This is a genomic window from Knoellia locipacati, assembly GCF_044791685.1.
GTDB lineage: Bacteria > Actinomycetota > Actinomycetes > Actinomycetales > Dermatophilaceae > Knoellia > Knoellia locipacati_A.
Window position 1 is genome coordinate 2,664,205 of sequence record NZ_CP087730.1, and the last position, 24,155, is coordinate 2,688,359.

24 protein-coding genes are annotated in these 24,155 nt (G+C 69.9%); 9 read left to right on the forward strand and 15 right to left on the reverse strand.

Annotated elements, in window-relative coordinates:
• Positions 1 to 69: 69 nt before the first annotated feature.
• Positions 70 to 918 (forward strand): tRNA pseudouridine(38-40) synthase TruA, encoded by an 849-nt coding sequence (gene truA / locus LL946_RS12440; RefSeq protein ID WP_404381074.1) that lies wholly within the window; start codon positions 70 to 72, stop codon positions 916 to 918.
• 71 nt (positions 919 to 989) lie between these two features.
• Here truA and LL946_RS12445 read toward each other — a convergent pair whose 3' ends face one another.
• On the reverse strand, positions 990 to 1,652 hold the full coding sequence (locus LL946_RS12445; protein WP_404381076.1) for an LmeA family phospholipid-binding protein: 663 nt from the start codon (positions 1,650 to 1,652) through the stop codon (positions 990 to 992).
• Positions 1,653 to 1,817: 165 nt separating this feature from the next.
• Here LL946_RS12445 and LL946_RS12450 point away from each other — a divergent pair, with 165 nt between their 5' ends.
• Positions 1,818 to 4,916, forward strand: a complete 3,099-nt coding sequence (locus LL946_RS12450) for an alpha-amylase family glycosyl hydrolase (RefSeq protein ID WP_404381078.1) — start codon at positions 1,818 to 1,820, stop codon at positions 4,914 to 4,916.
• An 81-nt stretch (positions 4,917 to 4,997) separates the two neighbouring features.
• Here LL946_RS12450 and LL946_RS12455 read toward each other — a convergent pair whose 3' ends face one another.
• From LL946_RS12455 to LL946_RS12465, 3 genes are read right to left on the reverse strand one after another with little or no spacing between them, the layout of a single operon-like run.
• The gene (locus tag LL946_RS12455; protein WP_404381080.1) at positions 4,998 to 5,591 is read right to left on the reverse strand and encodes a dihydrofolate reductase family protein; all 594 of its coding nucleotides are present in this window, start codon (positions 5,589 to 5,591) and stop codon (positions 4,998 to 5,000) included.
• Positions 5,592 to 5,622: 31 nt separating this feature from the next.
• A complete protein-coding gene (locus LL946_RS12460; RefSeq protein WP_404381082.1) occupies positions 5,623 to 6,912 on the reverse strand; it encodes an MFS transporter in 1,290 nt (429 codons plus the stop codon).
• Positions 6,909 to 7,520 (reverse strand): winged helix-turn-helix domain-containing protein, encoded by a 612-nt coding sequence (locus LL946_RS12465; RefSeq protein WP_404381084.1) that lies wholly within the window; start codon positions 7,518 to 7,520, stop codon positions 6,909 to 6,911. The genes LL946_RS12460 and LL946_RS12465 overlap by 4 nt, the downstream gene beginning before the upstream one ends.
• A gap of 291 nt (positions 7,521 to 7,811) precedes the next feature.
• Here LL946_RS12465 and rplM point away from each other — a divergent pair, with 291 nt between their 5' ends.
• From rplM to glmM, 3 genes are all read left to right on the forward strand, one after another.
• Entirely contained in the window at positions 7,812 to 8,258 is a 447-nt protein-coding gene (gene rplM / locus LL946_RS12470; RefSeq protein ID WP_404381086.1) for a 50S ribosomal protein L13, read from the forward strand.
• A complete protein-coding gene (gene rpsI / locus LL946_RS12475; RefSeq protein WP_404381088.1) occupies positions 8,255 to 8,770 on the forward strand; it encodes a 30S ribosomal protein S9 in 516 nt (171 codons plus the stop codon). Before rplM ends, rpsI begins: the two co-directional genes overlap by 4 nt.
• A gap of 155 nt (positions 8,771 to 8,925) precedes the next feature.
• A complete protein-coding gene (gene glmM / locus LL946_RS12480) occupies positions 8,926 to 10,272 on the forward strand; it encodes a phosphoglucosamine mutase (RefSeq protein WP_404381090.1) in 1,347 nt (448 codons plus the stop codon).
• A gap of 88 nt (positions 10,273 to 10,360) precedes the next feature.
• Here the strand turns inward: glmM and LL946_RS12485 are convergent, their stop codons facing one another.
• From LL946_RS12485 to LL946_RS12500, 4 genes are all read right to left on the reverse strand, one after another.
• The gene (locus LL946_RS12485) at positions 10,361 to 11,215 is read right to left on the reverse strand and encodes an amino acid ABC transporter ATP-binding protein (RefSeq protein ID WP_404381092.1); all 855 of its coding nucleotides are present in this window, start codon (positions 11,213 to 11,215) and stop codon (positions 10,361 to 10,363) included.
• A gap of 5 nt (positions 11,216 to 11,220) precedes the next feature.
• Positions 11,221 to 12,048, reverse strand: coding sequence for an amino acid ABC transporter permease (locus tag LL946_RS12490; RefSeq protein ID WP_404381094.1), 828 nt, complete (start codon positions 12,046 to 12,048; stop codon positions 11,221 to 11,223).
• Positions 12,049 to 12,159: 111 nt separating this feature from the next.
• Positions 12,160 to 12,993 (reverse strand): transporter substrate-binding domain-containing protein, encoded by an 834-nt coding sequence (locus tag LL946_RS12495; protein ID WP_404381096.1) that lies wholly within the window; start codon positions 12,991 to 12,993, stop codon positions 12,160 to 12,162.
• 139 nt (positions 12,994 to 13,132) lie between these two features.
• Positions 13,133 to 14,491: a GH1 family beta-glucosidase gene (locus LL946_RS12500; RefSeq protein WP_404381098.1), complete on the reverse strand. Its 1,359-nt coding sequence runs from the start codon at positions 14,489 to 14,491 to the stop codon at positions 13,133 to 13,135.
• A gap of 45 nt (positions 14,492 to 14,536) precedes the next feature.
• Here LL946_RS12500 and LL946_RS12505 point away from each other — a divergent pair, with 45 nt between their 5' ends.
• Positions 14,537 to 14,965, forward strand: a complete 429-nt coding sequence (locus LL946_RS12505; protein ID WP_404381100.1) for an Ohr family peroxiredoxin — start codon at positions 14,537 to 14,539, stop codon at positions 14,963 to 14,965.
• Between the two features lies 1 nt (position 14,966).
• The gene (locus LL946_RS12510; protein WP_404381102.1) at positions 14,967 to 15,620 is read left to right on the forward strand and encodes an NAD(P)H-binding protein; all 654 of its coding nucleotides are present in this window, start codon (positions 14,967 to 14,969) and stop codon (positions 15,618 to 15,620) included.
• Between the two features lie 30 nt (positions 15,621 to 15,650).
• On the opposite strand, the gene LL946_RS12515 is transcribed toward LL946_RS12510, so the two are convergent.
• Genes LL946_RS12515 through glpX form a run of 5 tightly spaced genes read right to left on the reverse strand, consistent with a single transcriptional unit; the run spans position 15,651 to position 20,706 of the window.
• Positions 15,651 to 16,526 (reverse strand): MOSC domain-containing protein, encoded by an 876-nt coding sequence (locus LL946_RS12515; protein ID WP_404381104.1) that lies wholly within the window; start codon positions 16,524 to 16,526, stop codon positions 15,651 to 15,653.
• Positions 16,523 to 17,047, reverse strand: a complete 525-nt coding sequence (locus tag LL946_RS12520) for a beta-class carbonic anhydrase (protein ID WP_404381106.1) — start codon at positions 17,045 to 17,047, stop codon at positions 16,523 to 16,525. The genes LL946_RS12515 and LL946_RS12520 overlap by 4 nt, the downstream gene beginning before the upstream one ends.
• Positions 17,044 to 18,759 carry a fumarate hydratase gene (locus LL946_RS12525; protein WP_404381108.1) on the reverse strand — a complete coding sequence of 572 codons (1,716 nt, stop codon included), beginning with the start codon at positions 18,757 to 18,759 and terminating at the stop codon, positions 17,044 to 17,046. Before LL946_RS12525 ends, LL946_RS12520 begins: the two co-directional genes overlap by 4 nt.
• 8 nt (positions 18,760 to 18,767) lie before the next feature.
• Positions 18,768 to 19,706, reverse strand: a complete 939-nt coding sequence (locus LL946_RS12530) for a carbohydrate kinase (RefSeq protein ID WP_404381110.1) — start codon at positions 19,704 to 19,706, stop codon at positions 18,768 to 18,770.
• Position 19,707: 1 nt separating this feature from the next.
• The gene (gene glpX / locus LL946_RS12535; protein ID WP_404381112.1) at positions 19,708 to 20,706 is read right to left on the reverse strand and encodes a class II fructose-bisphosphatase; all 999 of its coding nucleotides are present in this window, start codon (positions 20,704 to 20,706) and stop codon (positions 19,708 to 19,710) included.
• A gap of 106 nt (positions 20,707 to 20,812) precedes the next feature.
• Between glpX and LL946_RS12540 the strand changes: the two genes are divergently transcribed.
• Complete coding sequence (locus LL946_RS12540) at positions 20,813 to 21,364, forward strand: DUF4245 domain-containing protein (RefSeq protein WP_404381114.1); 552 nt, start codon at positions 20,813 to 20,815, stop codon at positions 21,362 to 21,364.
• Between the two features lie 10 nt (positions 21,365 to 21,374).
• Here the strand turns inward: LL946_RS12540 and LL946_RS12545 are convergent, their stop codons facing one another.
• Positions 21,375 to 21,623, reverse strand: a complete 249-nt coding sequence (locus tag LL946_RS12545) for an exodeoxyribonuclease VII small subunit (RefSeq protein WP_404381116.1) — start codon at positions 21,621 to 21,623, stop codon at positions 21,375 to 21,377.
• A gap of 10 nt (positions 21,624 to 21,633) precedes the next feature.
• The gene (xseA, locus tag LL946_RS12550) at positions 21,634 to 22,857 is read right to left on the reverse strand and encodes an exodeoxyribonuclease VII large subunit (protein WP_404381118.1); all 1,224 of its coding nucleotides are present in this window, start codon (positions 22,855 to 22,857) and stop codon (positions 21,634 to 21,636) included.
• A 255-nt stretch (positions 22,858 to 23,112) separates the two neighbouring features.
• Here xseA and LL946_RS12555 point away from each other — a divergent pair, with 255 nt between their 5' ends.
• Positions 23,113 to 24,138: a 4-hydroxy-3-methylbut-2-enyl diphosphate reductase gene (locus LL946_RS12555; RefSeq protein ID WP_404381120.1), complete on the forward strand. Its 1,026-nt coding sequence runs from the start codon at positions 23,113 to 23,115 to the stop codon at positions 24,136 to 24,138.
• The last annotated feature ends 17 nt before the right edge of the window (positions 24,139 to 24,155 follow it).

The following is a 24,155-nucleotide window of genomic DNA, read 5'->3' on the forward strand; positions in this document are numbered from 1 at the left end:
CCCCGTCGTGGGTGCTCGATGGAGGGACTCGCAGGGGGTGCTCGAAGGCGTGGCCTAGGCTGCAGAACCATGACGTTGGTGCGGGTGCGGGTCGACCTCGCCTACGACGGCACCGACTTCTCCGGCTGGGCCGCCCAGCCCGGCCGGCGGACCGTCGAGGGCGAGCTGTCGGCAGCCCTGACGAAGCTGGTGCGGTCGCCGGAACCGGTGCGGCTCACCGTCGCCGGACGCACCGATGCGGGTGTTCACGCCCGCGGTCAGGTCGCGCACGCGGATGTCGACGAGGCCGCGTATGCCGGCCTGCCCGGTCGCTCGTCCCGCTCACCCGAGGAGGCGGCACGGGCCAGGCTGGCCGGCATCCTGCCGCCCGACGTCGTGGTGCGGTCGGTGTCCCGGGCCCCGAGCGGCTTCGACGCGCGGTTCTCCGCCACCCACCGCCGCTACCTGTACCGGATCTGCGACCGACCGGGCACGCTCGACCCGCTCCGACGGCGCGACACGGTTCTCGTCAAGGATGAGCTCGACGTCGACGCGATGGGAGAGGCTGCGGCCGGTCTGGTCGGCCTCAACGACTTCGCGGCGTTCTGCAAGAAGCGCGAGGGCGCGACGACCGTGAGGACCTTGATCGACTACTCGTGGTGGCGTGGGTCCGACGGCACCGTCGAGGGCAGCGTCAGCGCAGATGCGTTCTGCCACAGCATGGTTCGCGCTCTCGTCGGGGCTGTCGTCCCCGTTGGTCAGGGGCGGGCGCCGGTGGACTTCCCGCACTCCGTGCTCACCGCCCGCACGCGAGACCGGCGGGTCACGGTGATGCCGGCCCACGGTCTCTCGCTCGAGGAGGTCGGCTACCCGGCCGACGCCGACCTCGCTGCCCGCGCGCTCGAGGCGCGCGCCACCCGCTCGCTCGACCCCGACTGATTGCCCGTAGCGGCTCGCTACTCAGCCGGGTGGACCCTCGATGCGACGCCGCCAACGGCAACCAGTGGTCATCACGGCGACACGGTGACGCCGGCGCCGCGCAGGTGCGCACGGAAACCGCCCGCCTGCACGGACACCGACGTCAGCGCCATGCCCTCGGGAACGCCCTCGATGGTGTGGCGGATGGTCACGAGCTGACGAACGACCGACGACGCGGCCGTGTCGAGCCAGTCGGGCCCGTCGAGGTCGATCGTCTCGGGCTCGATGACGAGCTGGCCGCCCTGGGCCCGGACGGCACCCGTCGCACGCACCTCCACGTCACGACCCAGGACACTCACCCGGCGGCGCAGCCCGGCAAGTCCGTCTTCGGCGGCGAAGAGGGTGACACCGCCGCCGATCTGGGTCGCCGCGCTCTCGTAGGGCAGCGTGGCGTCGATGTCGAGCCGGTCGGCTCGCAGGCCCTCGGAGGTGAGCGTGATGCCCGACCCGACCGCGGTGACGTCGCGCAGGCCACCGTCAGTCGTCACGACCTGGGCACTGGTGAGGCGGACGTCGCCGAGCCAGGTCTCGCCGCGTCCCAGGTCCGCCGGGGCGCTGGGCCGGGCGGACGCGCTGACGGTGGGGGTGGGCACGTCCGCACCGCTCCCCGGGCTGCCCACGGACCAGAGGAGGGCGACGAGGGCCAGCACGAGCGCGACGAGCATCGAGGCCGCTCCGAGCACGAACTGCTTCACCTGCCACATCCTGCCTTGTGTGCCTGAGCGCGCGCTCCAACGCGGGCTCAGGCACACAAGGCAGGTCTTGGGCTTCATGTAAAACGTTTACGCAGCTAGCCTCGCCCCCAGACATTCCATCCGCGGGGCCAACGGAGGCGACGCGGGGACCTCGGAGGAGCAACGATGCCCATTCCACGCCGCCTGCTGGCCCTCGCCGCCGGTGCCGCAGTCGCCCTCTCGCCGGTCGTGGGGGCCTCGCTCCCCGCGTCGGCCGAGACCGTGTCCGTCGCCCTCGTCGGCTCGCTGCAGTCCGAGGTCGGCTGCTCCGCCGACTGGCAGCCCGAGTGCGTCGCGTCGGAGCTGACCCAGGTCGGTGACACGACGGCATACCGCAAGACGTTCACGATCCCCGCCGGCACGTACGAGTACAAGGTGGCGCTGGGCGACTCGTGGGCCGTCAACTACGGCGCCGGGGGAGTGCTCGACGGGCCCAACATCCCGCTCGTCCTCGAGGGCCCGGCGACGCTGGAGTTCACGTACGACCACGAGACGCACGTCGTCAGCCTCACCCCGCAGAACCTCTCCGGCGGCACGACGTCCGCTGACGCGGGCCTGGCCCAGAGCTCGCTGCGCTCGCCGCTCACCCGTGAGCGCTTCTACTTCCTCATGGCCGACCGGTTCGCCAACGGTCGCACCGACAACGACCGCGGTGGCCTGACCGGCGGGCCGCTGACGACCGGGTTCGACCCGACGCACAAGGGCTTCTACCACGGTGGCGACCTCAAGGGCGTCATGGACAAGCTCGACTACATCAAGGGCATGGGCACGACGGCCATCTGGCTGACGCCGAGCTTCAAGAACAAGCCGGTGCAGGGCAAGGCGGGCGAGGAGAGCGCCGGCTACCACGGCTACTGGATCACCGACTTCACCCAGATCGACCCGCACCTCGGCACCAACGAGGAGATGAAGGCGCTCATCGCGGCGGCGCACAAGAAGGGGATGAAGGTCTTCTTCGACATCATCACCAACCACACCGCCGACGTCATCGACTACGAGGAGCAGCAGTACACCTACCGCTCCAAGAAGAACTTCCCCTACAAGGACGCCTCCGGTGAGGAGTTCGACGACCGCCACTACGTCAACGAGACCTTCCCGGAGATGGACCCGGCGACGTCCTTCCCCTACACGCCGTTCTTCCACGAGGGCGACGAGGACGCGAAGACCCCGTCCTGGCTCAACGACCCGCTGATGTACCACAACCGCGGCGACTCGACCTTCGCCGGCGAGTCGGCGACCTACGGCGACTTCATCGGCCTCGACGATCTGTTCACCGAGCGCCCCGAGGTCGTCGACGGGATGGGCGAGATCTACAAGGCTTGGGTCGATCTCGGCATCGACGGCTTCCGCATCGACACCGTCAAGCACGTCAACCTCGAGTTCTGGCAGAAGTTCATGCCCGACCTGCTCGGCCACGCGGCCAAGAAGAACGAGGACTTCTTCGCGTTCGGTGAGGTCTACGACGGCAACCCCGCGGTCATGTCCGAGTACACGACACGCGGCAAGCTCCAGGCCACCCTCGACTTCGGCTTCCAGCAGCAGGGTGTCGACTTCGCCAAGGGCAAGCCGGCGAACGTCCTTGCCGACTTCTTCGCCAAGGACGACTGGTACACCGACCCCGACAGCAACGCCTACCAGCTGCCGACGTTCCTCGGGAACCACGACATGGGCCGCGTCGCGATGTTCCTCAAGGCCGACTCGAAGAACGAGGCCGAGCACCTCGCGCGGGTGAAGTTCGCCGAGTCGCTGATGTTCGCGACGCGCGGCAACCCGGTGACCTACTACGGCGACGAGCAGGGCTTCATCGGCACCGGAGGTGACCAGCTCGCCCGGGAGGACATGTTCGCGAGCAAGGTCGACATCTACAACACCGAGGACGTGCTCGCCGGGCCCGAGGGTTCGCGCGACCGCTACGCCACCGACCACCCGCTCTACGAGCACATCCGCGACCTCTCGATGAACCGCGCCAAGCACCCGGCTCTCGCCGACGGTGCGCAGGTCCAGCGCTACGCCGCCGAGGGCGACGGCATCTTCGCGGTGTCTCGCATCGACGCGGGCCAGAAGGTCGAGTACGTCGTCGCGGCCAACAACGCCACGACCGCGTCGGAGGCGACGTTCCCGACGTGGAGCAAGGGCAAGGGCGTGGTCTTCACGCCCGTGTCGGGCACGGACACGGCGGTCAAGCCGGCGGCCGACGGCTCCGTCAAGGTCACGGTCCCGCCACTGACCGTGAGCGTGTGGCGCGCCAACAAGCCGATCAGCACGACCGGCGCCGCGCCGACCATCGACCTCTCGACGGGCGCGACCAACACGGTCGCCGACCGTGCCGAGGTCTCGGCGGACGTCTCGGCGAGCACCTTCGCGCAGACGACCTTCCTCTACCGTCCGGTCGGCACGACGCAGTGGCGCACCATCGGGACCGACGACAACGCTCCGTTCCGCGTCTTCCACGACGTCGCCGGTATGCCGTTGGGCTCGCTCCTCGAGTACCGCGCGGTCGTGCGGGACGCGGCCGGCCGTGTGGCGGCCGACGGGACGTGGGCCTCGGTGGTGGCACCCAAGTCGGGTGGCTCGGTCGAGGGCGAGATCGGTGACCCGCCGGCGACGCAGCCCACGGCCGTGGCCGTCGCTGGCACGCACAACTCGGAGATGGGCTGCCCGGCCGACTGGGAGCCGTGGTGCGACAACGCGCAGCTCGCCCTCGACCCGGCCGACGGCATCTGGAAGAAGCAGTTCACGATCACGCCCGGGCCGTACTCGTACAAGGCGGCGCTCGACCGGGCCTGGACCGAGAACTACGGCGAGAAGGGCATCCGCGACGGCGGCAACATCTCGTACGAGACCGTCGACGGCGTCGTGACGTTCTTCTACGACCCGACGACCCACTGGGCCACGTCCGACGAGGAGACCGAGATCGTCACCGCGGCCGGATCGTTCCAGAGCGAGCTGGGCTGCCCGGAGGACTGGGCCCCGGCGTGCATGCGGCCGTGGCTCCAGGACAAGGACGGTGACGGAGTCTTCACCTGGGCCACGACGAAGATCCCCGCCGGGACCTGGCAGTTCAAGGTCGCCCACGACCGGTCGTGGACGGAGAACTACGGCGACGGTGGGGTCCTCGACGGTCCCAACATCACCGTCACGGTGCCCAGCGACGGGGCGAGGACGAACTTCGCCTACGACTCGGCGACCCACCGCACGACCGTGACGAGCGCCGTCTCGCCGTGACCGTCTGACCCCGGTCCACCTCTCACCCCGTGTGCCCGGGGCCGACGTCCACGTCGGTCCCGGGCACCTGCGGTTGACGCGTCAGGCCATGCTGACGGCATACCTCAGGCGGACGAGATCCGAGCCGTCCCAGCGGTGGACGTCGAGCAGCCGGAAGCGCGCCGGCTCGGACGACTCGAAGGCCGGGATGCCGCCCGTGCCGACGGTGCCGGGCCCGAACATGAGGTGGAGCTCGTCGACGAGCCCGTGCGCGAGGAGGTCGTTCCAGAGCACGTGGCTGCCGAATACGACGACGTCACCACCGTCCTCCTGCGCGCGCAGCGCCCGGACCGCCTCGTGTGAATGGGCGCGGGGGACGATGCGGGTGCTGTCGCCCCAGGGCTCGGTGTCGGCGTCGGTGAGGGAGTCCGAGACGACGACCTTGTCGACCGACCAGTTGAGCCGCGAGATCTCGCGCTCGAGCTCAGGCTGGTCGGGGTCGTCCTTGACGCCGGGCCAGTAGTCGCGGAACCCGAGGTAGCTCGTCCGTCCCAGCAGCACCGTGCCCGCGCCGCGGAGGAGCTCGGCGTTGTTCTCGCTGAAGCCGGCGTCGAACGGCATCACCATGACGTTGCCCTGCGGCCCGGTGAAGTGGCCGTCCAGGGACAGGATCTCGCTGACGATGACCTTGCGCACGCTGTGCTCCTTCGATCGGTATGCCGTGCCCTCACCCCTGTGACGGAGCGGCACCCACGTCCTCGACATCGGTCCGAGCCATCTTCTCGCGCCGACGGGACGGCAGGAAGCAGACGAAACCGGCGGTGCTGACGACTCCGGCGACGACGATCGCCGTGGCGATCGAGGTCCGCGCGGCGAGCAGGCCGAGGAGGGGACCGGTGAGGGCCCCACCCACCTGCATCGTCAGCGAGCTCATCGACAGCACCGTGGCCCGGTTCTTCGAGGTCGCCTCCCGGTGCATGAGGCCGAGGTAGGCGGGGCTCGCGGCGCCGTGCATCGTGTAGGTGAACAGGTAGGCGACGAGGAGGGCGGCCGGACCAAGAGCCAGGCCCATGGCGACGACGCCGAGCCCGTTGACGATGCGGCCCACGATCGCCGCTCGCACGAGCCCGAGCCGGTCGGCGAGCCGTCCACCCAGCCACGAGCCGAGGGAGAACAGGGCCCAGCCGCCGGCAGCGGCTGGTCCCATCCACACCCCGGCTCTGGCCTCGGATCCCAGGAGCTCGGCCAGGCGCAGCGGCATGAGCGTCTCGTACGCCATCATCCCGATGACCCAGAAGACCTCGACGAGCACGAGGTAGCGCAGCACCACGTTGCTGCGCAGCAGCCCCACCCCGTCGCGGATGACGCCCGGGGTCTCGCGGAGCGAGGACCTGAGGCGGGTCCCGAGGTGCCCCTCGCTGCGCGGGGACTCGCGCAGCAGGGCCAGCGTCGCCACGAGGTGCACGACGCACAGCGCGACGAACACCTGGACGGGCAGCAGCAGCGCGCTGGAGTCCTTGAACGGGTGCCACGCGACGAGCGCACCAGAGACAAGGGCCCCACCACCCATGCCGACGCCGACGAGCACGCCCTGGATGGACATGGCGCCGTGGACGTCGGCGCCGGGCTGGCGCTCGTGGACGGTGTCGACGTACCACGCCTCGAGCGGGCCGGAGTCGAGCGCCCGGTAGATCCCCATGAGGCCGGCGGCGAGAGCGAACGTCCAGAACGACTGGGCGAAGAGGTAGGCGAAGCCGGCGACGATGTTGACGAGCCCGGCGGCGAGCAGCACCGGCTTGCGTCCGAGGACGTCGGCGAAGCCGCTCGTCGGGAGCTCGAGCAGGAGGACCATGATCCCCTGCGCGGTCATGTAGAGCGTGATCTCCTCGACCGAGAGCCCGCGCTCGCGGGCGACGAGGGCGAAGATCCCGACGACGAAGCCCACGGGCAGCCAGCGGGTCGTGGACAGCATGTAGAAGACGCGCCGGGCGGCGTCGGGGGAGAGAGAGGTGCTCATGCGTCCTCACGTCGGGGGATCCGGTCGAGGTCGAGCGGGTAGGTGACGCTGTAGACGGCCAGTCGTCGGGCTGCCGGGTTGCCCTGGCCCACCCGGCGGTAGCGCGCGATGACGTCGTCGATCTCGGCCTTCATCTCCTGGAGCTGGGCCGGGGTGGCGATGACGTAGGAGTCGTTCATGCCCGCGGCGTCGCGCCACGCAGGCGGCCACGCGGCCTCGACGTCGAGCCACCTCTCGAACTGCTCGGAGAAGTGGCGCGTGTAGTCGCGCACGAGCCAGTTGAGCGCGGTCTCGGCGTCCTCGTCGCCGGCGAAGTCGCTCGGCTCGTACTGGTGGCTCTCGGTCGCCGCTCGCCAGAGGCGGCGCTTGCCCTTGCCCTCGCCGGTGTCGGCGACGAGGCCCACCGACTCGAGCTTGCGGAGGTGGTAGCTCGTCGCGCCCGAGTTCGTGCCCAACGTCGTGGCGAGGGCGGTCGCGGTCGCCGGGCCGCCGCGTCGCAACGTCGACAGGAGTCGTGAGCGCAGCGGGTGGGCGAGGACCTTGAGCGAGGTCGCGTCGAGCCGCAGTCCGGTCAGGCCGTGGGTGTCGAGCGGGGGTTCGGAGGGCATGCGTGCACAATACCTGTGCACACTCTGTTTGCACAAGATGTGTGCATGCGGTGCGAAAAGCACCGTTTGTGCAGGTCAGCGTACGTTTTCACGCCCGGAGAGCTGGATTTGGGTGCAGGACCGGGGATCCGTAAACTTGAGAACTGTTGTGCCGTGCGCCCTTCCCAGGGTGGCCCGAGAGGCAGGACCGAGAGGTTCGACCCTGGCGGGAGCACACGGCATACCCCTGAGGTCTGGTCCACGGACGAGGCCGCCAGGTCCTCCCGTTCCATTCACACGTTAGGCAACATCGTGCGTACCTTCACCCCGAAGCCGGGCGACATCACGCGGCAGTGGCACGTCATCGACGCCACCGACGTCGTGCTCGGCCGCCTCGCCAGCCAGGCTGCTGTGCTCCTGCGCGGCAAGCACAAGGCGATCTTCGCCCCCCACGTCGACACCGGTGACTTCGTCATCATCATCAACGCCGAGAAGGTCGCCCTCACCGGCGCCAAGGCGGAGCAGAAGAAGGCCTACCGCCACTCCGGCTTCCCGGGTGGTCTGCGGAGCCGCAACTACGTCGAGATGCTCGACAAGTTCCCCGAGAAGGCCGTCGAGAAGGCCATCCGCGGCATGCTTCCCCGCACGTCCCTCGGCCGTCAGCAGCTGACGAAGCTCAAGGTCTACGCCGGCTCCGAGCACCCCCACGCTGCCCAGCAGCCCAAGCCCTTCGAGATCACCCAGGTGGCCCAGTCATGACCGAGAACACCAGCATCGAGGTCGAGGACCTCGGCACCGACTCCGACGACGTCGAGATCACCGAGTACACCTCGGAGTCCTCGGCCGACGCCGCCACCGAGCCGGCCCGTCGCCCGTCCGCCTCGGCTCCCGGTGCCGCGACCGGTCGCCGCAAGCAGGCCGTGGCCCGCGTGCGCATCGTCCCCGGCACCGGCGAGTGGAAGATCAACGGCCGCACCCTCGAGGCCTACTTCCCCAACAAGGTCCACCAGCAGATCGTCAACGAGCCGCTCAAGGTCCTCGAGCTCGACGGCGCCTACGACGTGCTCGTCCGCGTGCACGGTGGTGGCCCCTCCGGCCAGGCCGGCGCCGTCCGTCTCGGCGTCGCCCGCTCGCTCAACGGTGTCGACGAGGAGCTGAACCGTCCGGCGCTCAAGAAGGCCGGCTTCCTCACCCGTGACGCCCGCGTCCCCGAGCGCAAGAAGGCCGGGCTCAAGAAGGCCCGCAAGGCGCCCCAGTACAGCAAGCGCTGATCGCAGCCGCGCCCGCACGGGCGGCCTGCACCGAAGGCGGCATCCCTCACGGGGTGCCGCCTTCGGCGTCCGGGGGATAGGTTGTCTCGTCGGCCCCTTTGCGGAAGCCGCACCCTGCTGCACACACGATGAACGACGAAAGGCACGGCACACGCATGTCACGACTGTTCGGGACCGACGGCGTCCGGGGGCTCGCCAACGTCGACATCACCGCCGACCTGGCCCTGCAGCTCGCCGTCTCGGCTGCGCACGTGCTCGGGCGCGAGGCCCGCGAGACGGGACGCAGGCCCAAGGCCGTCGTCGGGCGCGACCCGCGGGCATCGGGCGAGTTCCTCGGAGCGGCCGTCGTCGCCGGGCTCGCCTCGGCGGGCGTCGATGTGCACAACGTCGGTGTCCTCCCGACCCCGGCGGTGGCCTTCCTCACCGCCGACATGGACGCCCACTTCGGCGTCATGCTCTCCGCCTCGCACAACGCGATGCCCGACAACGGCATCAAGTTCTTCGCCTCCGGCGGCCACAAGCTGCCCGACGCGGTCGAGGACCAGATCGAGGCCGGCCTCGGCAAGGAGTGGGAGCGCCCCACGGGTGCCCAGGTCGGCCGGGTCCACCAGAACCGCGCCGGCCAGGCGCGCTACGTCGCCCACCTCCTCGAAGCCCTCCCCAACCGCCTCGACGGTCTGACCGTCGTCATCGACGGTGCTCACGGCGCGGCCTCGTCGGTCTCGCCCGAGGTCTTCCGCCTCGCCGGGGCCGACGTCATCGAGATCGGCACCGAGCCCGACGGCCTCAACATCAACGACGGCTACGGCTCCACGCACCTGGGCCACCTCAAGGCCGCGGTCGTGGCCAAGGGCGCGGACATCGGCATCGCCCATGACGGCGACGCGGACCGCTGCCTCGCCGTCGACGCCCAGGGCAACGAGATCGACGGTGACCAGATCATGGGCATCCTCGCCGTCGACATGAAGTCGCGCGGCGCCCTGCACGAGGACACCCTCGTCGCCACGGTCATGAGCAACCTCGGCCTGCTCCGGGCGATGGAGCGCGAGGGCATCAAGGTCAAGCAGACCGGCGTCGGCGACCGCTACGTCCTCGAGGAGATGCGCGCGTCCGCACACTCCCTCGGCGGCGAGCAGTCAGGGCACGTCATCATGCTCGAGCACGGCACCACCGGTGACGGCGTCCTCACCGGGCTCATGCTCGCGGCACGCATGGCGGCGACGGGTCGCACCATCGCCGATCTCGGCACGGTCATGACCCGCCTCCCGCAGGAGCTCGTCAACGTCAAGGGCGTCGACAAGGCCCGGGTCGAGACCGACGAGGGGGTTCAGGCCGCCGTCGCCGAGGAGACCGCGCGCCTCAACGGCTCTGGTCGGGTGCTGCTGCGCAAGTCCGGCACCGAGCCGGTGGTCCGCGTCATGGTCGAGGCGGCGACGGCCGACGAGGCCAAGGCCGTGGCCGACCGCCTCGTGAGCGTCGTCAAGGAACGCCTCACCCTCTGACACCCCGCGACTGATTGCCGCAGGAACACCGCGGGGGTCAGATTTCCGGGCTCTCGCGGTGGTCCTGGTGCAATCAGTCAGGGGGTGGTCAGTGGTGGGGCTCGTGATGGATCTCCCCGCCTTCGCCTGCGCGGTGGGTCAGGTGGCGCTGGGCGTGTGCCGAGTCCTCGGCTCCCGGGTCGACGTGCGTCGGGTCGAGCACGCGCTGGAGGAAGACGCGCGTGCGCTCCTCCTGCGGTTCGCCGATGACCTGGCTGGGGGCGCCCTCCTCGACGATGTTGCCGCCGTCCATGAAGATGACGCGGTCGGCGACCTCGCGCGCGAACGCCATCTCGTGGGTGACGACGAACATCGTCATGCCCTCGCTCGCCAGCCGGCGCATGACCGAGAGGACGTCACCGACGAGCTCGGGGTCGAGGGCCGACGTCGGCTCGTCGAAGAGCATGAGGGTGGGGTCCATGGACAGGGCGCGGGCGATGGCCACCCGCTGCTGCTGGCCGCCGGAGAGCTGCGCCGGGAAGGCCTCGGCCTTGTCGGACAGCCCGACCTTCTCGAGGTTCTCGCGGGCCTTGGCTTCCGCCTCGTCCTTGCCGCGCTTGAGCACCGTCATCTGGGCGACGGTGCAGTTGTCGAGCACCGACAGGTGCGGGAAGAGGTTGAACTGCTGGAAGACCATCCCCATGTTGCGGCGGATGGCGTCGATGTCGCAGTCGGGGTCCGTGACCTCGTCGCCGCCGACCTTGATCGACCCGCTCGTGGGCTGCTCCAGCAGGTTGATGCAGCGCAGGAAGGTCGACTTGCCCGAGCCCGAGGGCCCGATGACACAGACGACCTCGCCCTGGCTGATCGTCGCGTTGAGGCCCTGGAGGACGTGGTTGGACCCGAACGACTTGTGCAGGTCGGTGACCTCGACGACTGCGGTCTTCGTGGTGGCTGCTGACATCGTGCTCAGCGCTCCTTCTTCTGGCGGGATTCCATGCGTCGCACGAGGTAGGACAGCGGGAGAGTGATGACGAGGTAGCAGAAGCCGGCGACGACGAGGGGGGTGAGGTTCGCGTTGGAGCTCGCGAGGTCTCGGCCGTACTTCGTCAGCTCGTAGCCGGACGCGGAGAGCCCGAGCACGTAGACCAGCGAGGAGTCCTTGACGAGCAGGATGACCTCGTTGGTCAGCGGCGGGGTGATGATGCGGAACGCCTGGGGCAGGACGATCTTGCGCGTGGCGACACCGGCCGGCATACCGAGGGAGCGGGCTGCCTCGATCTGTCCCGGCGGGACGGCCTGGATGCCGGCCCGGATCGTCTCGGCCATGTAGGCGGAGGCGACGAGACCGAGGGCGACCCAGACGGTGCCGTAGGGATCGAACGGGATGATCAGCCCCGCGAAGGCCAGCGGCAGCAGGCTGAAGGCGATGAAGACGACGATGGCCGGCAGCCCACGGAAGAACTCGATCCACGCGGTCGCGATCCACCGGTAGGGACCGACCGAGGACAGGCGCATCAGGGCGAGCACCGTCCCCAGCAGCAGCCCGATGATGAACGCGCCCGCGGTGTAGACCAGCGTGTTCTTGAAGGCGTTGGGCAGGCCCTCGGTGAGCGTGGCCTTGACGAGGTCCGAGCGGAAGAAGACGCTCTGGATCTGGCCCCAGTCCGCGCCGAGCGCGAACGCGATGACGAAGGCGACCAAGAGGGCGTACTGCACCCACCGGATGCGTTGCGAGCGCTGGCGGGGTGACAGCTTCTTCTTCGGGGGAGCGTCAGTCGTGGTGGTGGTGCTCATGGGTTCTCCTGCCGACCTACGGGTGCTGGGACCACGGGTGCTGTGACCAAAGACGCCGAAGGGCGGTGGTCCGGTCGAACCGTACCGCCGCCCTCGGCGTCGAAGGAAGGATCACTTCGGGGCGTCGACCCCGAACCACTTCTTGTAGATCGCGTTGTAACGGCCGTCGGCCTTGGCGGCCTTGAGGACCTCGTTGGCCTTGTCGGCCATCTTCTGGCCGTTCGGGTCGTTGAGCTTGAACATCAGGCCGTACTGCTCGCCCGTGTCGAACTCCTTGACGACCTCGGTCGTGGGGTTGTCCTTGACGTAGTCCAGGAGCGGGCCGTTGTCGTTGATGGCGCCCTCGACTCGTCCGGAGAGGACACCGGCGAGCTGGGTCGGGAGGTCCTCGAAGACGACCGGGGTGAACCCGTTGGCCTCCTTCTCCTTCTCGCCGAACTCCTGGCCGGTGGTGTCGGTCTGGACGCCGAGCTTCTTGCCCTTGAGGTCAGGCAGGTCCTTGATCCCCGAGTCCTTCTTGACGATCAGGGCCGCGGTGGAGTCGAAGTACGGGTCGGAGAAGAGCACGGCCTTCTTGCGCTCGTCGTTGATCGTGGTGGCGCCGTAGCCGGCGTCGCACTTCTTCGCGGCGAACGCAGCGCCGGAGGTGATCGTCGCGAACTCGATGTCGACGACCTCCTGCTCGAGGCCGAGCTCCTTGGCAACGAGGTCCATGAGGTCGACGTCGAAGCCGACGACCTTGGAACCCTCCTTGAACTCGAAGGGCTTGTAGGACAGGTGGGTGCAGGCCTTGAGCTTGCCTGCCGTGATGGTGGTGATGCCGGACGCGTTGGTGGCGGCAGCGTCACCCTCACCGTCGTCGGAGCCACAGGCCGCGAGGCCGAGAACGGAGATGAGTGCCGCGGCGGCGAAGGTGCCGACCCGGCGGGGGCGTGAGGTGCTCACGGGGTACTCCTTGTTTGACTGTTGGCGTGGTCGACCCACACCGACTGGCGCTGACCATACCCAGCGCGACCCGGCATACGACGCTTTTGTCCGTCGTAGGGCCGAAATCGTGACCTGTGTTTCCCAGGCGTGACGCGGGTCAGCCGTGGTGGGCCGCGATGATCCGCGCGTACTCATGACCGGAGTCCTTGATGGTGCGCCTCTGGGTGTCGTAGTCGACGTGGACGATGCCGAAGCGCTTGCTGTAGCCGTAGGCCCACTCGAAGTTGTCCATGAGCGACCACGCGAAGTACCCGCGGATGTCCGCCCCGTCGTCGATCGCCTGGCGCACCGCGTCGAGGTGTCCGTGCAGGTATGCCGTCCGGTCCGGGTCGTGGACCGCGCCGTCCTCGCTCACCTCGTCGGCCCAGGCCGAGCCGTTCTCGGTGATGTAGACGGGCAGGCCGCACTCCTGGGCCGAGCGCATGAGGATGTCGTGGTGGCCCCGGGGGGAGATCTCCCAGCCCATGTCGGTGAGCGGCGGGCGCGGCTCGGTCTCCTCGACGCCCTCGCCGCCCGGGAGCGGGTGGACCGCTCCCTCGGTGTGCTTCACGCGGGTGGGGAAGTAGTTGTTGACGCCGAGGTTGTCGAGCGGGGCACTCATGACGTCGAGGTCGCCGTCGTGGATGTGGGCGTGATCGGTGAGGTGTGCGGTGTCCTCGAGGAGCGTCTCGGGGTAGGCGGCGTGGAAGAGGGGCCCGAAGAAGACGCCGTTGAGGGCGTTGTCGGCACGGCGCACCGCGTCGAGGTCGGCCTCGGTCGCGTCGTCGGGACCGTAGACCTGGGTGGGGTTGAGCGTGATCGACACCTCTGCCCCGGGGCAGTTCTCCCGGATGACCGGGACGGCCGTGCCGTGGGCGAGCATGAGGTGGTGGGCCGACACGAGCCCTTCGACCGGGTCGGTGTGGCCGGGCGCGTGGTGGCCGAGCGAGTAGCTCAGCATCGACGAGCACCAGGGCTCGTTGAGCGTCGTCCAGTTCGTGACGCGGTCCCCCAGGTGGCTGACGACGGTCTGCGTGTAGTCGGCGAACCAGTCCTTGATGTCACGGTTGAGCCAGCCGCCGCGGTCGTCGAGGACCTGGGGCAGGTCCCAGTGGTAGAGCGTGACGAAGGGGCGGATGTCGTTCTCCAGCAGCGTGTCCACGAGACGCGAGTAGAAGTCGATCCCGGCCGGGTTGACCTCACCGGTGCCCGTCGGGATGACGCGCGGCCAGGCCACCGAGAAGCGGTAGGCGTCCAGACCGAGCTCCTTCATGAGGACGACGTCCTGCGGCATGCGGCGGTAGTGGTCGCACGCCGGGTCGCCGGTGTCCTTGTTGACGACGTTGCCGTCGACCTCGCAGAAGGTGTCCCAGATGGAGGGGCTCCGGCCGTCGGCGGTGGTGGAGCCCTCGATCTGGAAGGAGGCGGTCGCCGCGCCCCAGAGGAAGCCGTCGGGGAACGTCGTCTCAAAGGTCATGCACCCAAACTAGTCCGACGTGGCGGACTGGGGCAGGGTGTCGTCATGCCATATGAAGCAGTCACCACCACGCTCTACACGACCGCCGCCACCGCCACGGGCGGCCGTCAGGGCACCGTCACGAGCGAGGACGGCGTCATCGACCTGCCGCTCGGCAAGCCGGGGAGCAAGGCCAACCCCAAGGCCAACCCCGAGACCCTCTTCGCCGCCGGCTACGCGGCGTGCCTCGGCAACGCCCTCAACACCGTCGCCCGGGCCCAGGGGATCGACACGAGCGAGTCGACCGTGACGGCGAGCGTCAGTCTTGGCAGGACCGAGACGGGGGTGGGCCTCGCGGTGGCGCTCGAGGCCGTCGTGCCCGGCGTCGACGAGGCCAAGGCGCAGGAGCTCGTCGAGCTGGCACACCAGACGTGCCCGTACTCGAAGGCCACCCGGGGCAACATCGACGTGACCATCACCGTGCGGGTGGCCTGAGATGGCCTCCGTCACGATCATCGGCGGGCACGGCAAGGTCGCCCTGCGCGCGTCCCGACTCCTCGCCGACGCCGGGCACGCCGTCACCTCGTGGGTCCGCAACCCCGACCACGCGGGAGACGTCGAGGAGACCGGCGCCATCGCCGTGGTGCGCGACGCCGAGCACATGAGCAGCGACCAGATGGCCGAGGCGCTCGCGGGCGCGGAGGTCGTCGTGTGGTCGGCCGGTGCCGGCGGTGGCTCGCCCGAGAGGACCCGCGCAGTCGACCACGAGGCCGCGGTCCGCTCGATGGACCCTGCCGCAACGCTCGCCGACCCGCTCTACGTCATGGTCTCCTACTTCGGGTCCAAGCCGGATCACGGTGTGCCACAGGACAACCCGTTCTTCGCCTACGCCGAGGCCAAGGCGGCTGCCGACGAGCACCTCCGGTCGACGGACCTGCGCTGGGTCGTCCTCGGGCCGAGCACCCTGCGCGACGAGGCCGGCACCGGACGTATCGAGGTGGGCGACGAGCTCGACAGCGGAGAGGTCACGCGTGACGACGTCGCTGCGGTCGTCGCACATGTGGTCGAGCACCCCGAGCTGGCCGGGCGGACGATCCGCTTCAACAACGGCGAGACGCCGGTGGCCGAGGCGCTCCCCCGACTCACCTGAGGCGCCGGGCACCGGACAGCGCGGCACCGGTCAGCCCGGCTCCACCTCGTCCCCGACGCGCACCTCTCCGGTGCCGTCGGGGATGAGCTGGACCGCGAACCACGTGGCGCCGTCCCAGCGGCGGTGCCGGGCCAGCGTGCGGATCGGCTCCTTGCCCGTCGCGAGGGAGTCGAGGTCGATCGTCGTCATGACACACCGGTCGACCGGCTTGGCCACCCGGAAGGTCACGTCACCGAGGCGGACCGTGCCCCACGTGTCCTCGGCGAACGGCTCCAGGTCGCCGTCGACGACGACGTTGGGCCGGAACCGCTCCATCGGCAGCGGCTCCGGCACCGGCTCACCGCGCTCGACCGCACCCTCGGCGATCCAGTAGTTGAGCCGAGCGAGCGAGCGGGTGCTCGCGAGGGTGACCGGATAACCATCGGCGTATGCCGTGTGGTCGCCCTCGCGGCTGAACTCCGGGTTGAGTGCCCGGGCGCTCGGGTCGACGCAGCGCACTAGGCGTAGGCCGGGGCGCCCGACCGCCTCGCTGACCCACGCGTCGGCGTCCGGCGACACGAGGGCACCGGTGAGGTCGTGGCGGTGGAGACGGACGGGGACGACGTTGCGGCCCGTGCCGCCGTCGGCGTCGCTGTCGAGGTGCAGGTCGGCCATCCCGGGTGCTCGCAGACGCAGCCCGCCCACCTCGCTGCTCGTCTCCGCGGTGTCGGGCACCACCGAGAAGAGCCCGTGGGCCTCGCGCGCCGAGACGAGCCGGTGGTCGGCGTCCACGACCATCCACCGCCGGTCACCGGCGAAGCCCGCGGCCTCGACGGTCGCGGACTCGACCGGGCGGATCGCGCAGCTCTTCACCGGGTGCACGTTGAGCGCGACGACCTGGACGGCATACGCGCTGTGCCGGGTCACGCGTGACGCTCGAGCAGGCCCGTGTCGACGTCGTAGATGAAGCCGCCGACCGCGACGGTGTCGGGGATGAGTGGGTGCGAGCGCACGGCCATGACGTCGGCCCGGAGGGCGGCCTCCTGGTCGGCGATGACGTGGAATCCCTGCCACGACGCGTCGGTGCCCGACTTCTCGCTGATGACCTGACGCAGCTCCACCTCGGAGTGCTTCGTCATGGCGCAACGGGTGTGCGGGACGACGAGGATGCGCTCGACCCCCAGCAGGTGCACGCCGAGGACGAGTGCCTCGAGCGCGGCAGCCGTCACCCGGCCGCCCGGGTTGCGGAAGATCTTCGCGTCGCCGGGGGAGAGGCCGAGCATGCCCAGCGGCGCGATGCGGGAGTCCATGCAGGTGACGATGGCGATGCCCGCGTGCGCGACGCCGTCGAACCCCCCGAGGTCGAAGGTCTCCGCGAAGGCACGGTTCGCGCGGAGCAGGTCGTCGAACTCGCCTGTGCCCGTGGGGTTCTCGGACTTCTCGCTCACAGCAGACCTGCTCTCTTGGGGATGGTCGTGGCCAAGGGCTTGGTGACCGAGGCGAAGAAGTCGTTGCCCTTGTCGTCGACGACGATGAACGCCGGGAAGTCCTGCACCTCGATCTTCCAGATCGCCTCCATGCCGAGCTCGGGGTACTCGAGCACCTCGACGCTCTTGATGCAGTCCTGCGCGAGTCGGGCGGCGGGCCCGCCGATGGAGCCGAGGTAGAAGCCACCGTGGGAGGCGCACGCGTCGGTGACCTGCTTGCTGCGGTTGCCCTTGGCGAGCATGACCTTGGACCCGCCGGCTGCCTGGAACTGCTCGACGTAGGAGTCCATCCGGCCGGCGGTGGTCGGACCGAAGGAACCGGACGGCATACCGGCCGGCGTCTTGGCGGGGCCCGCGTAGTAGACGGGGTGGTCGCGCAGGTAGTCCGGCATCTCCTCACCCGCGTCGAGGCGCTCCTTGATCTTGGCGTGCGCGATGTCGCGGGCGACCACGAGCGGTCCGGTGAGCGAGAGCCGGGTCTTGACCGGGTAGGCGGTGAGCTCGGCGAGGATCTCGTCCATCGGGCGGTTGAGGTCGACCTCGACGACGGCGCCCTGCCCGGTCGACCCGGCGCCCGTGGCCTCGTCGTCATGGCGCTCGAGCCCCTCGTGGGTCGTGTCCGGCAGGAAGCGCGCCGGGTCGGTCTCGAGCTGCTCGATGAAGACGCCCTCGGGCGTGATCTTGGCGAGCACCTGGCGGTCGGCCGAGCAGGACACGGCGATCGCGACGGGCAGGGAGGCGCCGTGGCGGGGGAGGCGGACGACGCGGACGTCGTGGCAGAAGTACTTGCCGCCGAACTGGGCGCCGATGCCGAACTCGCGGGTCAGGCGCAGCACCTGCTCCTCGAGCTCGGTGTCTCGGAAGCCGTGGCCGGTCACCGGGTCGCCGCTCGTCGGGAGGGTGTCGAGGTACTTGGCGCTCGCGTACTTGGCTGTCTTGAGCGCGAACTCGGCGCTCGTGCCACCGATGACGATGGCCAGGTGGTAGGGCGGGCAGGCCGCGGTGCCCAGGCCGCGGAGCTTCTCGTCGAGGAAGCGCATCATCGCCGCCTCGTTGAGGACCGCCTTGGTCTCCTGGAAGAGGAACGACTTGTTGGCGCTGCCGCCGCCCTTGGCCATGAAGAGGAACTTGTAGGCCGTCTCGTGCCCCGCCGCCGTGTCGGCGTAGAGCTCGATCTGCGCGGGGAGGTTGGAGCCGGTGTTCTTCTCCTCCCAGGTCGTCACGGGCGCCATCTGCGAGTAGCGCAGGTTGAGCCGGGTGTAGGCGTCGTAGATGCCCTGGGACAGGGCCTTCTCGTCGACGCCCTCGGTGAGGACGTGCTGCCCGCGCTTGCCCATGACGATCGCGGTGCCGGTGTCCTGGCACATCGGCAGGACCCCGCCGGCGGCGATGTTGGCGTTCTTGAGCAGGTCGAGCGCGACGAACTTGTCGTTGTTGCTCGCCTCGGGGTCGTCGAGGATGGTGCGCAGCTGCTGGAGGTGGGCCGGGCGGAGGTAGTGGGCGATGTCGTGCATCGCGGTCTCGCTGAGCAGGCGCAGCGCCTCGGGCGCGACCTGGAGGAACTGGCGCCCGCCGGGTCCGTCGACGACCTCGACGCCCTCGGTCGTCAGGAGCCGGTATGCCGTGTCGTCACTGCCGATCGGCAGCAGGTCCTCGTAGGCGAAGTCAGCCATGGTGTCCTTCAGATCTCCTCTCGGGTGGGGGCGTAGGCGCCGGAGCGGCCGACGGTGACGGCACTCGTGCCGAGCGCTCGCTCCACGGCTCCGGTGACCGTGTCGAGGGTCGCCGAGCGGAGCCGCTCGCGTGCCTCGGTGTCTCCGAGCAGGCCGGCGTCGAGGAGGCCGGACACGAGGCCGGCCATGAACGAGTCGCCGGCGCCCACGGTGTCGGCGACCTTGTCGACCCGGGCCGGGGCGTCGCCGAGCTCACCGGTGGAGCTCACCCGGTAGGTGACGCCGTCGCCGCCACGGGTGATGACGACGAGCCCGGGACCCATCCCACCCCACGCGGCCATGACCTCGGGAAGGGACCGGCCGGCATACACCCAGACGACGTCGTCCTCGCTGGCCTTGACGACGTCGCTCAGGGTGATGAGCTCCTCGACCCGGACCCTGACCTCGTCGACCGTGCCCATGATCGAGGGGCGCACGTTGGGGTCGTAGGAGATCGTCGCATGCTCGCGCGCCTCGGTGAGGGTCTGCGTGATGCCCTCGGCGCCGGGCAGGAGCGTCGCCGCGATCGAGCCCGTGTGCACGTGGCCGAAGCGGTCGAGTCGCTCGATCGGGCGCAGCTCCCAGTGCAGGTCGAAGACGTACTCGGCCGCACCGGACTCGTCGAGGGTCGCGACCGCGGTCGAGGTGCCGTGGGCGCCGGCGTCGAGGTTCTCGATGCTCACGCCGTGGTCGCTGATCTGCTCGCGGCAGCGCCGGCCGTGGTCGTCGTCGCCGAGCGTCGTCGCGAGCACGGTGGTGTGACCGAGCCGGGCGATGCCCATCGCCACGTTGGCCGGGGACCCGCCGACGTGCTCCGCGACGGACCCATCCGGCGTGTGCACGATGTCGACGAGGGTCTCGCCGACGACGAGGACCTCCGTCGCGGGGGTCGTGGCTGCGCTGCTCATCTCAGGCTCCGCTCTGCGGGAGTCCCGCCGTCCGGTCGAGCACGTGGTGGCTCTCGATGACCCGCACCGTCCCCGACTTGCTGCGCATGACGATCGAGTTCGTCGTCGCGCGCCCCCGGGAGTAGCGCACACCCCGGAGCAGCTCACCGTCGGTGATGCCGGTGCCGACGAAGAAGCAGTTGTCCGAGGTCACGAGGTCGTCGGTGGTGAGGACCTTGTCGAGGTCGTGACCGGCGTCGATGGCCTTCTGGCGCTCGTCGTCGTCCTGCGGCCACAGCCGGCCCTGGATGACGCCGCCGAGACACTTGATGGCGCAGGCCGTGATGATGCCCTCGGGAGTGCCGCCGACGCCGAGGAGCAGGTCGATGCCCGTGGTCTCGCGGGCCGCCGAGATGGCGCCGGCGACGTCGCCGTCCGAGATGAGCTTGATCCGCGCTCCGCTGTCACGGACCTCCTGGGCGAGCGCCTCGTGGCGCGGCCGGTCGAGCATGACGACGGTGACGTCCTCGGGCTGCTGCTTCTTGGCCCTGGCGATGCGCCGGACGTTCTCGGCGGCGGGGAGGCGGATGTCGACGACGTCGGCGACCTCGGGTCCGGCGACGAGCTTGTCCATGTAGAAGACCGCGCTCGGGTCGTACATCGAGCCGCGGTCGCTCACCGCCATGACCGCGATCGCGTTGGGCATGCCCTTGGCCGTGAGGGTCGTGCCGTCGATCGGGTCGACGGCGACGTCCACCTCGGGGCCCGTGCCGTCGCCGACCTTCTCGCCGTTGAAGAGCATCGGGGCGTTGTCCTTCTCGCCCTCGCCGATGACGACGGTGCCACGCATCTCGACGGTGGAGATGAGGGCGCGCATGGCCTCGACGGCGGCGCCGTCGGCCCGGTTCTTGTCGCCCCTGCCGACCCAGCGGCCCCCGGCCATGGCGGCGGCCTCGGTGACCCGGACGAGCTCGAGCGCGAGGTTGCGGTCGGGGACGTTCGCGGACGGGGCATCGGGCATGAGGAACCCTTCTTCCATGACGTGGCGCGGCAGCCGGTGAGCGGTCGCCCGACTCTATCGCCGACCCGATATGGGGAAACCGACGGTCATCAGCGACCATGGAGGGGTGAGCCAGACGCCGACGAAGAGCCGCTACTCCATGGGTTCGACCCCCAACATGGTGCGTTCCCTCGCCGTCATCGGCGCCCTCATGGCGCTCATCTGGTTCATGACACCCCGGGTCAACACCCTCGGCGGCCCGGTGGTCGACGTCCACGGGACCGCGCTCGGCGTGGTCGAGCAGAGCGGGTGGCCCATCTCGGAGGCCGTCGACCTGCCGCAGGACTGGAAGACGACCAGCGCTCGCTACGTCAAGGGCACCGACGGGCTCATGACCTGGCACGCCGGCTACCAGGCGCCCTCGGGCAACTACGTCGCCGTGGAGCAGACGCGCGACGCCACCCGCGGATGGGTCGAGGCCCAGACCAACCGGGCTCGCCGGATCGGTGAGTTGCAGGCGGCCGGGACCACGTGGGTCAAGTACGAACGCGGCGCCAAGGTCCAGAACAGCCTCGTCGACCGGCGCACCGGCGCCGGGGAGCTCACCACGCTGCTCACCGGGACGGGGACGTTCGAGGAGCTGGTGTTCGTCGCCGAGCACCTCGGGCCGGTCAAGTAGCTGGCGTACGTCAGTCGCTGAGCTTGGCCTCGGCCTCGTCCAGCCACTGCGCACAGTGCGCGGCCAGCGCCTCACCGCGCTGCCACAGTCCCATGCTGTCCTCGAGGCCGACCTGACCGTTCTCGAGGCGCGCCACGATGTCGACGAGCTCGTCGCGGGCGGCCTCGTAGCTCATCTGGGCCACGTCGGCGTTGGCGTCGTCGGCGGGTGCGGCGCTCTCGGCGTCGGCCGGCTCGGGCTGCGGGATGTCCTTGGCCATGGCGAGCACCCTAACCCTCGGTGCGGACGCCGAAGTCCCCGCGAGCGACCGTGACGTGGAGCAGCTCCGCGACGTCGAGCACGCCGGGGTCGTGGACCACGCTCCCGTCGACCCGCTGGACGATGGCGTAGCCGCGGTCCAGCGTCGACTGCGGAGACAGCGTGCGGACCTGAGCGCGCAGGTGGCCGATCCCGTCCTGATGACGGTGGACCTGGGCCTCGAAGCGGTGGCGGGCTCGCGACCGCAGCGCCGTGACCACCTCGCGCTGGACGCGCAGGAACGCTCCCGGGTCGGCGAGCACGGGGCGTGACCGGAGCTCGACGAGTCGACGTCGCTCGTGGTGCAGCCGCGCCTCGACGGCCCGTCGTGACCGTGCCCGTGCCGTGTCCACGGCTCGGTGCTCCATCTCGGCGTCGGGCACGATCGCCTTGGCTGCGTCGGTGGGGGTCGACGCGCGGTGGTCGGCGACGAGGTCGAGCAGCGGCGTGTCGACGTCGTGGCCGATGGCGCTGACGACCGGGGTTCGAGCGGCGGCCACCGCGCGCAGCATCGCCTCGTTGCTGAAGGGGAGCAGGTCCTCGACGTTGCCGCCGCCGCGCGCGATGACGATGACGTCGACGTCAGGTATGCCGTCCAGCTCGGTCAGTGCCTCGGTCACCTCGGTGACGGCCGTGGCTCCTTGCACGGCGACCTGGCGGATCTCGAAGCGCGCCGTCGGCCAGCGGCGGCGCGTGTTCTCGACGACGTCCTTCTCGGCGGCGCTGGCCCGGCCGCAGATGAGGCCGATCGTCCGGGGGAGGAACGGCAGGGCCTGTTTGCGGTCGGCGTCGAACAGTCCTTCGCTCGCGAGGTTGCGCTTGAGGTACTCGATCCGCGCGAGCAGCTCGCCCACGCCGACGGGGCGGATCTGGCGGCCGTCCATGGTCAACGTGCCGCGCTGGGTCCAGAAGGACGGCTTGGCCTGGACGACGACGCGTGCACCCTCGGTGACTGGCGCCGCCATGGCGTCGAGGGCGTTGACGTGGATCGAGACCGAGAGGGACATGTCGACGTCGGCGTCGCGCAGGGTGAGGTAGGCCGTGCGGGCACCGGGTCGGCGGTTGAGCTGGACGACCTGTCCCTCGACCCAGACCACGGACATCTTCTCGACGTAGTCGGCGATCTTCATCGAGAGCAGCCGCACCGGCCACGGCGACTCGGCCGTCGTGTCGGCGGCGCGCTCCGGGAGGGACATGCGGGCCAGTCAACACTGCCGAGGCGACACGCTTGTCGAGAACGCGCCACCCTTGCGTCCGGCAGGGTGACGTCCTGACCCCCAGAGTTGCGGACGCAAGGGGTGCGGACGGCATGCGGACGTGGTGGCGTCCGGCAGGGTGACGCCCTGACCCCCAGAGTTGCGGACGCAAGGGGTGCGGACGGCAGACAGCGCGGGAGGTGGGCGAGGGACGGCATACAGGGGGTGTTCAGGTGCGCCCGTACGATGGGAGGCATGACCGCCACCACTGACCAGGCCACCAAGCGCGTCCTCCTGGCCGCGCCCCGCGGCTACTGCGCCGGCGTCGACCGGGCCGTCGTCACGGTGGAGAAGGCGCTCGACCTCTACGGCGCGCCGGTCTACGTCCGCAAGGAGATCGTCCACAACAAGCACGTCGTGACGACGCTCGAGAAGCGTGGTGCGATCTTCGTCGAGGAGACCGACGAGGTGCCCGAGGGTGCGACGGTGATCTTCTCGGCACACGGCGTCGCTCCCGTGGTCCACGAGGAGGCCAAGGCGCTCGGGCTCAAGACGATCGACGCGACGTGCCCGCTCGTCACCAAGGTGCACCGCGAGGCCGTCCGCTTCGCCAGCGACGACTACGACATCCTGCTCATCGGCCACGAGGGCCACGAGGAGGTCGTCGGCACCGCCGGTGAGGCGCCCGAGCACATCACCCTCGTCGACGGGCCCGACGACGTCGACAACGTCGAGGTCCGTGACCCCGACAAGGTCGTGTGGCTCTCGCAGACCACACTCTCCGTCGACGAGACGATGGAGACGGTTCGCCGGCTGCGCGAGAAGTTCCCCCAGCTGCAGGACCCGCCCAGCGACGACATCTGCTACGCCACCCAGAACCGCCAGCTCGCGGTCAAGCACATGGCGCCCGACTGCGACCTCATGATCGTCGTCGGCTCCCGCAACTCCTCGAACTCGGTGCGCCTCGTCGAGGTCGCCATCGAGCACGGGTCGCGTGCCGGTCACCTCGTCGACTACGCCGAGGAGATCGACGAGACCTGGCTCGACGGGGTCGGCACGGTCGGCGTCACCTCGGGCGCCTCGGTCCCCGAGATCCTCGTGCGCGGCGTCCTGGACTACCTCGCCGAGCGCGGCTACGAGGACGTGCGCCCCGTCGTGGCCGCCGAGGAGTCGCTCATGTTCTCGCTGCCCAACGAGATCCGGCGCGACCTCAAGGCCGCGGGCATGTCCGACAAGATGCGCCACGACGGCTCGTTCGCCGAGGCCGGCTCGCTGCACTGAGCCGGTGGGTCGGTCGG